The organism is Bradyrhizobium sp. 31Argb (genome assembly GCF_043638955.1).
Lineage (GTDB): Bacteria > Pseudomonadota > Alphaproteobacteria > Rhizobiales > Xanthobacteraceae > Bradyrhizobium.
In genome coordinates, this window is sequence record NZ_JBEGDB010000311.1 from 1 (window position 1) to 8,972 (window position 8,972).

The 8,972-nt window shown below is 63.6% G+C and carries 8 protein-coding genes; 1 reads left to right on the forward strand and 7 read right to left on the reverse strand.

The features are described from left to right. Positions 1-39: 39 nt before the first annotated feature. From AAFX91_RS35500 to AAFX91_RS35525, 6 genes are all read right to left on the reverse strand, one after another. Positions 40-261: a hypothetical protein gene (locus AAFX91_RS35500; RefSeq protein WP_394569642.1), complete on the reverse strand. Its 222-nt coding sequence runs from the start codon at positions 259-261 to the stop codon at positions 40-42. A 232-nt stretch (positions 262-493) separates the two neighbouring features. Beyond that, positions 494-991, reverse strand: coding sequence for a TPM domain-containing protein (locus AAFX91_RS35505; RefSeq protein ID WP_394569643.1), 498 nt, complete (start codon positions 989-991; stop codon positions 494-496). 1 nt (position 992) lies between these two features. After that, on the reverse strand, positions 993-1,889 hold the full coding sequence (locus tag AAFX91_RS35510) for a TPM domain-containing protein (protein WP_394569644.1): 897 nt from the start codon (positions 1,887-1,889) through the stop codon (positions 993-995). Between the two features lie 23 nt (positions 1,890-1,912). Then, positions 1,913-2,527 (reverse strand): LemA family protein, encoded by a 615-nt coding sequence (locus AAFX91_RS35515; RefSeq protein ID WP_130583413.1) that lies wholly within the window; start codon positions 2,525-2,527, stop codon positions 1,913-1,915. A 207-nt stretch (positions 2,528-2,734) separates the two neighbouring features. Beyond that, a complete protein-coding gene (locus tag AAFX91_RS35520) occupies positions 2,735-3,580 on the reverse strand; it encodes a division plane positioning ATPase MipZ (protein WP_394569645.1) in 846 nt (281 codons plus the stop codon). Positions 3,581-3,826: 246 nt separating this feature from the next. After that, a complete protein-coding gene (locus AAFX91_RS35525) occupies positions 3,827-6,154 on the reverse strand; it encodes a xanthine dehydrogenase family protein molybdopterin-binding subunit (RefSeq protein WP_394569646.1) in 2,328 nt (775 codons plus the stop codon). Between the two features lie 386 nt (positions 6,155-6,540). Between AAFX91_RS35525 and ftsH the strand changes: the two genes are divergently transcribed. Further along, complete coding sequence (gene ftsH, locus AAFX91_RS35530) at positions 6,541-8,382, forward strand: ATP-dependent zinc metalloprotease FtsH (RefSeq protein ID WP_282529331.1); 1,842 nt, start codon at positions 6,541-6,543, stop codon at positions 8,380-8,382. Between the two features lie 99 nt (positions 8,383-8,481). Here ftsH and AAFX91_RS35535 read toward each other — a convergent pair whose 3' ends face one another. Next, positions 8,482-8,739 carry a hypothetical protein gene (locus tag AAFX91_RS35535; RefSeq protein ID WP_282529332.1) on the reverse strand — a complete coding sequence of 86 codons (258 nt, stop codon included), beginning with the start codon at positions 8,737-8,739 and terminating at the stop codon, positions 8,482-8,484. Positions 8,740-8,972: the final 233 nt, after the last annotated feature.

The following is an 8,972-nucleotide window of genomic DNA, read 5'->3' on the forward strand; positions in this document are numbered from 1 at the left end:
ACGCAACCTCGGACCGGCCGACAGTCGGAGCTACATCCGTCAAGCGAAAGTAACATCCTCAGGTGAGGCAATACGAGTGTCAGATTTGGGCGCTTCAAAGTTGGGCGCCTCGAACTTGGGAGCGTCCGCTTTGGGCGCCGTCTCTTCCTGGTTTGCCGCGATCTCCGGCGCCTTCATATCGGCCGAAGCGGCCGGAGCGGCCGGCCCGGCACCGCTGGCTCCGGCTTCAGCTTGGATCGGGGCGCGCTCTTGCTCACTCACGTTCAAAGTCTCCAGATTAGGTTGACCATTTGGTAACTTTTATTGCTTGCGAAATCGTTACTGGCTGGAGGTCTTACCGAAATTTAAGGAACTTTCCGGGCCATCACGACGTGCATCACTGACTCTGATGCAGATGACGTCAATTTTGAGGAATGCCGGATGAACCGGACATGACCGGGACGGCAGCGGTATCGAGACGCCGATCCGCATGTCATTCCGGGTTCGCTTTGCGCTACATCACCACCGGCGTATCCGGCAGTTCGTTCGGGCCGCGGCCCTGCGGCGGGAAATGCCTGGCGAGTTCGCGTGAGACGGCCTCGATGCCCTTGATGGCGCCATGCTCGAAATGGCCGGCACGGAAATCGTCTTCCATGATGCGACAAATCGCCTCCCAACCTTCCGCGCCCACCTTGGCGTGGATGCCACGATCCGCGACGATCTCGACATCGCGGTCGGCGAGCAGGAGGTAGATCAGGACACCGTTGTTGTGAGTGGTGTCCCAGATGCGCAAATGCGCGAACACGTCGAGTGCGCGTTCGCGCGCCAGCTGGTTGCGCAACAACGGCACGCCGTCGAGCGCGCCTTCGACGACGAAACGGATCTGGCCGGAATGGGTGGTTTCGCCGGCCTTGATCGCCTGTTCGATCGCATCGAGCACGCGCGGCGGAAACAGGCGCCGCGTCCGCCAGCGGTGCTCGACGAGGTGCCTGCTGATGCGCCGGATGTTCATGCTACCAGCTCCCCGATGCGCCGCCGCCGCCAAAGCTGCCGCCCCTGCCGCTGAAGCCGCCGCCCTCATTGTCGCGGGAGTTGCGGCCGCCGCCGGGCCAGGAGCCGCCATAACCACCGCCCGGCCAGCCGCCGCGCTGATAGCCGCCCGGACCGCCCCACCCCCAACTGCCGGCCAACAAGGTGACGACGACAGCGATGATTGCAAGCAACACCGCGGCGGCAAGTGAACCCGCAAGCATCCAGGCGAAGAAGCCGACGATACCGCCGGTGGCGGCGGCGCCGAGCAGCCGCCCGAGCATCGTGCGCAGAAAAGAGCCCAGCACGAAGATTCCGACAATGACGAAGGGATTGAACGGATCGATCTGGTCGAAGAGGTTAGGCGCCTGCCAGTGTTCGGGCTCCGGCGCGGGTAACTGTTCGCCCTCGACCAGGCGGATCATCCGGTCGATGCCGGCTGCGACGCCGCCAGCGAAGTCGCCGGTCTTGAATTTCGGCGTGATGACCTCGTCGATGATGCGCCTTGTGGTGGCATCCGTGAGCACGCCTTCGAGCCCGTAGCCGACCTCGATCCGCAGATGGCGATCGTTCTTGGCGATGACGAGCAATGCGCCGTCGTCGATCTTCCTGCGGCCGATCTTCCAGGCTTCCGCGACGCGGATCGAGAACTGCTCGATGGTCTCTTCGCCCGTGGTCGGCACGATCAGCACCGCGATCTGGCTGCCCTTGCGTTTCTCCAGATCCTCCAGCGTCTGCGTCAGCGAGGCGATGTCGCCGGGCGACAGCGTTCCGGTCGTGTCGACGACGCGGCCGGTGAGCGGCGGCACCGCGACTTCGGCGAAGGCTGGAAAAATCCAGCCCACCAGCAGCGCAAGCAGGATGGCGCGTGCAGCGTTCATCGGAAGCGGATCGCAGCGTTGAATTATTTCGACGGCGACGGCGAAGGCGATGGGTTGAAATCGACCTTCGGCGCGACCGAAATCTCCTTCTCGTTCTCGACCGTAAAGTTCGGCTTCTCCTTGTAACCAAATAGCATCGCGGTCAGATTGGTCGGGAAGGTGCGGATGCCGACATTATAATCCTGCACCGACTTGATGTAGCGGTTGCGCGCCACCGTGATGCGGTTCTCGGTGCCTTCGAGCTGCGACACCAGATCGCGGAACAGCGCATCGGATTTGAGCTGGGGATAGTTCTCGGTCACGACCAGAAGCCGTGACAGCGCGCCGGTGAGTTCGCCCTGGGCCTGCGTGAATTTCTGGAAGGCTGCGGGATCGTTCAGCACTTCCGGCGTTGCCTGGATGCTGCCGACCTTGGCGCGCGCATTGGTGACGCCGAGCAGCACATCCTTCTCCTGTTGCGCAAAACCCTTCACGCTATTGACGATGTTCGGGACAAGATCGGCGCGGCGCTGATACTGGTTGACCACTTCCGACCAGCTCGACTTGACCTGCTCGTCATTGGACTGAATGGCGTTGTAGCCGCAATTGGTCAGGCTCAATGTCGCCAGCGCCGCCAGCACGCTCCAAAATCTCCGCATCGCAATTCTCCCGGTCTGCTCTCGCGCTAGAGTAGCAGATCAGGGGCGGCGGACCCCACTTTTTTGTCATTCCGGGGCGCGACGACGTCGCGAGCCCGGAATCCATTTCACCGCCAGCGCATGCGGCGCAATGGATTCCGGGCCTGCGCCCAAGAGGGCGCATCCCGGAATGACGGGAGGATGACGAGAGTTTGGTTCAAGATGGAATCAGGCCACAGCCTGGCGGCTGTCGGCGATTTCGCTCGCGGTCACGGCGTTGCCGAGCCCGATCGTCGTGATCAGCTTCAGCATCTCCAGGCGCGCGGAGACGTGCGACATGGTCGGGCGCGCGCCGAGCGTGAGTTCGTCGAGATCGTCGACGGCGGTGAGCCCGCGCGGAAAGAATTCGCGGAAGATCACGCGTTCGGCGAGGCCATCCACGCAGCGGAACTGCAGCCGGTGCGAAAGCTGCTGCAGGCCGTCGCCGACCAGGCGCTTGTTGCGCGAGCCGAGCGCGGACAGGCGGTTGCGCAGGACAATCCAATCGATGGTGCCGTGACGAGTGATGCGGCGGCGGCCACGCGCTTCCTCGACTATGCTAGCGTAGTGGCTGGTGCCGGTGATCTTGAAGGTCTCGGGATGGACGGTGCCGAGCACGTCGAGATCGACGAAGCTGTCGTTGAGCGGCGTGATCAAGGTGTCGGCCAGCGCATGCGCCGTGCGCGACAGATAGTTGTCGTGACCGGGCGTGTCGATGACGACGACGTCATAGCGGCCGGCCAGTGTCTCGACTGTCTCCTCGAGCGCCTTGCAGCCTGCCGCCTCCTCTTCCGCGGAAGGATATTCGAGCTGGCCGAAACAGAAATGTTCGGGAATGCCGAGGTCGCGCTGCAGGTGCCTGGCCCAGGCGCGCCGGTTCTCGATCAGACGGGTGAAGCTGCGTTGCCTGGTATCGAGATCGATCGTGGCCACCGCCTGGCCCGACTTGATCAGCGCAACCGCCACATGCATGGCGACGGTGGATTTCCCCGAGCCGCCCTTCTCATTGCCAATGACGATCACGCGAGCGGACATGCCTTCGCTCCTCAAGTTGCAATTGAGTTATCGCTTAGCGCAACCATTGCGCTTGATTCGCGCGAATTACGCAAGGGTCCAAGGATCTGATTTCGTTGCCGGTTTATCCCGCGACTGAGGTGACTTCGTAGCCCGGGTGGAGCGAAGCGCAACCCGGGACTCCTGCATCCGCGATGACTAGCGGCCCCGGGTTACGCTTCGCTTCACCCGGGCTACGCCTCGTCGCGCGTGTTGCCAACCGACAGCCTACGTCCTCGCGGCCTTGGCGTCCTGGATCGCTTTCCAGATCTTTACCGGCGTCAGCGGAGTGTTGAGCTTGGTGATGCCGAGTTCGCTCAGCGCGTCCATCACACCGTTGGTGATGCAGGGCGGGCCGCCGATCGCGCCGGATTCGCCACAGCCCTTGGCGCCAAGCGGGTTGGTCTTGCACGGCGCGGACGGATCGAGCGTGACCACGATGGGCGGCACATCGGCTGCGCGCGGCACGCAATAGTCCTGATAGGTTGCGGTCAAGAGCTGGCCTTCTTCGCTGTAGGCGACGCCCTCATAGAGCGCCTGCCCGATGCCTTGCGCGACGCCGCCATGAATCTGGCCCGTCACCAGCATCGGGTTGACGGCGACGCCGACGTCGTCAACCGTGGTGTAGCGTACCACGCGGGTGACGCCGGTCTCCGGATCAATCTCGAGCTCGCAAATATGCGTGCCGTTCGGCCAGCTCGGACCGTCGACCTCGCCCTGGCTGTCGACAGAGAGCCGCGCGCCGTTTTCTTTCTTGGCGATCTCGAACAGGCTGACGCGCTTGTCGGTGCCGACCACGGTGAGGAAGCCGTCGCGATACTCGATGTCCTCGACGGAAGCTTCCAGCAGGTTGGATGCCTTTTCGCGCGCCTTGTTGATCATGTCGTTGGTCGACACCGCCACGGCCGTGCCGCCGACGAACAGCGAACGCGAGCCGACGCTGCCGAAGCCGGTGGCAAGATCCGTATCTCCCTGGACGACATCGATCTTGTCGAGGGGAACGCCGAGCGTATCCGAGATCATCTGGGTGTAGGTGGTCTGCAGCCCCTGCCCCATCGCCATGGTGCCGGAATGCAGGATGATGCGCCCCTCCGCGGTCGCATGCAGGTTGACCTTCTCGGTGTGCGCGCGGCCACCGGTCCATTCGATGTAGCTGGTCAATCCGCGGCCGTAGAGCAGGCCCCTCTTCTTCGCGGCTTTTTTGCGTGCGGCGAACCCGTTCCAATCGGCGAGATCGGAAGCGCGCTCCAGCATGTGCGCGAAGGCGCCGGAATCATAGACCTGGCCGACCGCGTTGGTGTAGGGCAATTGCGCCGGCTTGATGTAGTTGACTTTGCGGATCGTGCGCGGATCCATGCCGATCTGACGCGCTGCGGCATCGAACAAACGCTCGACGATGAACACCGCTTCCGGCCGGCCCGCGCCACGATAGGCGCCGACCGGCGCGGTGTGGGTCATCACCGACTTCACCTCGAAACGCACCAGCGGCAGATCGTAGACGCCGGTCTGCACGAACGGGCCGAGCACCAGCGGAATGATGTTGCCGGCTCCGGTGGAATAGGCGCCGGTGCCGCCGATCGAACGCACGCGATAGGCGAGCACGCGACCCTTGGCATCGAGCGCGAACTCGCCGGTCGAGGTGAGGTCGCGGCCATGGGTGCCGCCAACGAAATCGTCGGTGCGGGCGCCGCGCCAGCGGATCTTCTTGTTCAGCTTGGTGGCGGCGTAGGCGACGATGCCGTCCTCCGGATAGAGATTGGTCTTCTGGCCAAAGCCGCCGCCGATATCGCCGACCAGCACGCGGACGCTCTCCTTCGGCCGCTTCAGGATCGCCTCCGCCAGCACATCGCGAGTCGAGCCTGGCGTCTGGGACTGCACATGCAGGATCAGGCGGCCGGTCTTCTTCTCAATCTCGGCAATCGTCGAGCGCGGCTCCATCGCCGACGGCACCAGGCGCTGGCTGACGAGATCGAGCGAGACCACGTGGTCGGCTCTTGCGAAGGCTTCCTCGACCTTGGCGGCGTCGCCATAGCTCATGGCGGCGACGATGTTGTCGGGCGCTTCCGGCCACACCAATGGCGCGCCGGGCTTGATCGCCTCGACCGGATCGACCACCGCGGGCAGCACGTCGTAATCGACCACGATCGCCTCAGATGCGGTCTGCGCCAGCACGCGCGACGTCGCGACCACAACCGCCACCGGCTCACCGGCAAAGCGCACCACTTCATGCGCGAGCAGTCGGCGCGGCGGCACCGTCATCGGCGCGCCGTCCGGCCGCTTGAAGATCGCAAGCGTCGGAATGGTGCCGATGTCATCGGCCACGAGATCGGCGCCGGTATAGACCGCCTCGACATCAGGCATCTCCGCGGCCGCCTTGATATCGATCGAAACGATCCTGGCATGGGCATGCGGCGAGCGCAGCACATGCAGCCACAACGCGCCGTCTTCCGGCTTGTCATCGATGAACTGTCCCTTCCCGGTGAGCAGTCGCTGGTCTTCCAAACGCTTGACCGGCTGGCCCGCACCGAAACGCAAATCACCGGGAAGAATGTTCATCAGTCCGTCCTTCAAGTCTTCTTGAGATGGTGCGCGTTTTAACGGATTTTCAGGGTGAGACAACTCGTCGGGCGAAAACAAATATGTCATCCGGCGCGCGCCAATCATCGGCACGTCGGAGCACCCAGCCGATGCCGCCCAATCGATCAAATCGATGCCTGATTTTTCAACGAAGATGATGATATCAGGCGTGTCGACCCGCCAGGGCGCTCGCCAACGCAAGTCTTGCGCCAGCGGTCCCGCACGATTTGTCGCGCGGAAGGTTCTTGAAACCAGGCTGCGGAACGCTAGCTGTTTCATGGTGCGACGATGGCTGCCCCCGGGACGGCGGCCCGACTGCACCACTGCTTGGAGCGGCCCATATCGGTTTTGATCGGAGGGCGGTCATGAACAACAAGATGCGTTTCAATATCGGATATGCGATTGCGGCGATATTCGGTATCATGCTTGTTCAATACGTCTATGTCAGCGCCAGCAAGATCGCCGCGATTCCCTACAGCGAATATCAGCAATTGCTGCGCCAAGGGAAGATCGAGAGCGTCGGCATCTCCGACCGCACGCTTCAGGGCACCTTGAAAGAGCCGCTGCCCGGCGGACAGAAGCAATTCATCACCACGCGTGTCGATCCGGAGGTCGCGCAAGAGCTCGAGAAATACAACGTCCGCTTCACCGGACAGATCGAGAGCACGTTCCTGCGCGATTTGCTCTCGTGGATCATGCCGGTGCTGTTGTTCTTCGGCCTGTGGTGGTTCATCGCCAGGCGCGCCGCGCAAGGCGGAGGCCTTGGCGGCGGGCTGATGGCGATCGGCAAGAGCAAGGCCAAGATCTATGTCGAGGCCGATACCGGCGTGAATTTCAGCGATGTCGCCGGCGTCGACGAAGCCAAGGACGAGCTGCGCGAGGTGGTCGATTTCCTGAAGAATCCGACCGAGTACGGCCGGCTCGGCGGGCGCATGCCCAAGGGTGTGCTGCTGGTCGGCCCGCCCGGCACCGGCAAGACGCTGCTCGCCAAGGCGGTTGCCGGCGAGGCCAAGGTGCCGTTCTTCTCGATCTCCGGTTCCGAATTCGTCGAGATGTTCGTCGGCGTCGGCGCGGCGCGCGTGCGCGACCTGTTCCAGCAGGCGCACCAGAAGGCGCCCGCGATCATCTTCATCGACGAGCTCGATGCGCTCGGCCGCGCCCGCGGCATCGGCCCGTTCGCCGGCGGCCATGATGAAAAGGAGCAAACGCTGAACCAGCTCCTGGTCGAGCTCGACGGCTTCGACTCGCGCTCCGGGCTCGTGATCCTCGCCGCCACCAACCGGCCCGAAATCCTCGATCCCGCGCTGCTCCGCGCCGGCCGCTTCGACCGCCAGGTGCTGGTCGACCGCCCGGACAAGAAGGGACGCATCGACATCCTCAAGGTTCACATCAAGAAGGTGAAGCTTGCGCCCGGCGTCGACCCCGAAGCGGTCGCAGCGCTGACGCCGGGATTCACCGGCGCCGATCTCGCCAACCTCGTCAACGAGGCCGCGCTGCTGGCGACGCGCCGCGGCGGCGATGCCGTCACCATGAGCGACTTCAACAATGCGATCGAGCGCATGGTGGCCGGGCTCGAAAAGCGCAACCGGCTGCTCAATCCGAAGGAGCGCGAGATCGTCGCCTATCACGAGATGGGCCATGCGCTGGTGGCGCTGTCACTGCCGGGCGTCGATCCCGTGCACAAGGTCTCGATCATTCCGCGCGGCGTCGGCGCGCTCGGCTACACCATCCAGCGTCCGATCGAGGACCGCTTCCTGATGACGAAGGAGGAACTGGAGAACAAGATGGCGGTGCTGCTCGGCGGCCGCGTCGCCGAGCTAATCGTGTTCGATCATCTTTCCACCGGTGCGGCCGACGATTTGCGCCGGGTGACCGATATCGCCCGCAGCATGGTGACGCGCTACGGCATGTCGGAAAAGCTCGGCAGCATCGCCTATGACCGCGAGCCCGGCAATTTTCTGGCCGGCGCCGACCGGCCCTACCCCATGCCGGAACGCGACTATGCGGAAGAGACTGCGGCCGTGGTCGACCACGAGGTGCGCGACATCGTCGAGCGCGTCTTCCAGCGCACCCAGGGCATCCTGAGCGCGCGGCGCGCTGTCCTCGACCGCGCAGCGAAGAAGCTGCTCGAGAAAGAGACGCTGGAGCAGCGCGACCTGGAAGCGTTGATCCGCGAGACGCCGCCGGAGGGACTTCGCGCGGTATGAGATATGGATTTGTAGGGTGGGCAAAGCGCAGCGTGCCCACCATCACGAACTGAGCAAGAAATGGTGGACACGGCTGCGCCTTTGCCCACCCTACGGTAGCTACCTGCGAACCGCGGAAGCACCGACCGTTGCACTACCCGACTGCAGGCGACCGGGCAGAGGCGCGGCGTTTGTCGTGTTGCTCCAGGTGGGAACTGCGTTTGTCGAGCCTACCGATGGCCAATAGTACGATCCCACTGATGGCGCGACGACCGAGCCGTAGCCAGCAGTTCCGGCTGTTTGCGCCGCCGTTTGCGCCAGCGCCGCCGTGCTCGAGAGAGCAAGTGCAGTTGCCAGCATGATTGCAGCGAGTTTCATGGCTGGTTCCTTTCTGGTTGTATTCTTGTATTCACAGCAGATGTGGGGAGCTGGTTGACTCCTTGAAACGAACGTTTTCATCACGCTCTTTCAATCCAGCGCGATCCGGACGCCGCGGAGCATGAAATGGTGGGCACGGCGCAAGCGCGCCTTTGCCCCACCCTCATATGGGGCTTTGTGAGTCAAGGCTCTCAACGAACGGGTGTGGGTCGGGTTTTTGCGGTGAGAGGGCG

Coding starts and splice junctions, on each gene's coding strand:
- AAFX91_RS35505 (WP_394569643.1), bottom strand. CDS start 991: ATGAACATCCGGCGCATCAGCAGGCACCTCGTCGAGCACCGCTGGCGG.
- AAFX91_RS35510 (WP_394569644.1), bottom strand. CDS start 1,889: ATGAACGCTGCACGCGCCATCCTGCTTGCGCTGCTGGTGGGCTGGATT.
- AAFX91_RS35515 (WP_130583413.1), bottom strand. CDS start 2,527: ATGCGGAGATTTTGGAGCGTGCTGGCGGCGCTGGCGACATTGAGCCTG.
- AAFX91_RS35520 (WP_394569645.1), bottom strand. CDS start 3,580: ATGTCCGCTCGCGTGATCGTCATTGGCAATGAGAAGGGCGGCTCGGGG.
- AAFX91_RS35525 (WP_394569646.1), bottom strand. CDS start 6,154: ATGAACATTCTTCCCGGTGATTTGCGTTTCGGTGCGGGCCAGCCGGTC.
- ftsH (WP_282529331.1), top strand. CDS start 6,541: ATGAACAACAAGATGCGTTTCAATATCGGATATGCGATTGCGGCGATA.
- AAFX91_RS35535 (WP_282529332.1), bottom strand. CDS start 8,739: ATGAAACTCGCTGCAATCATGCTGGCAACTGCACTTGCTCTCTCGAGC.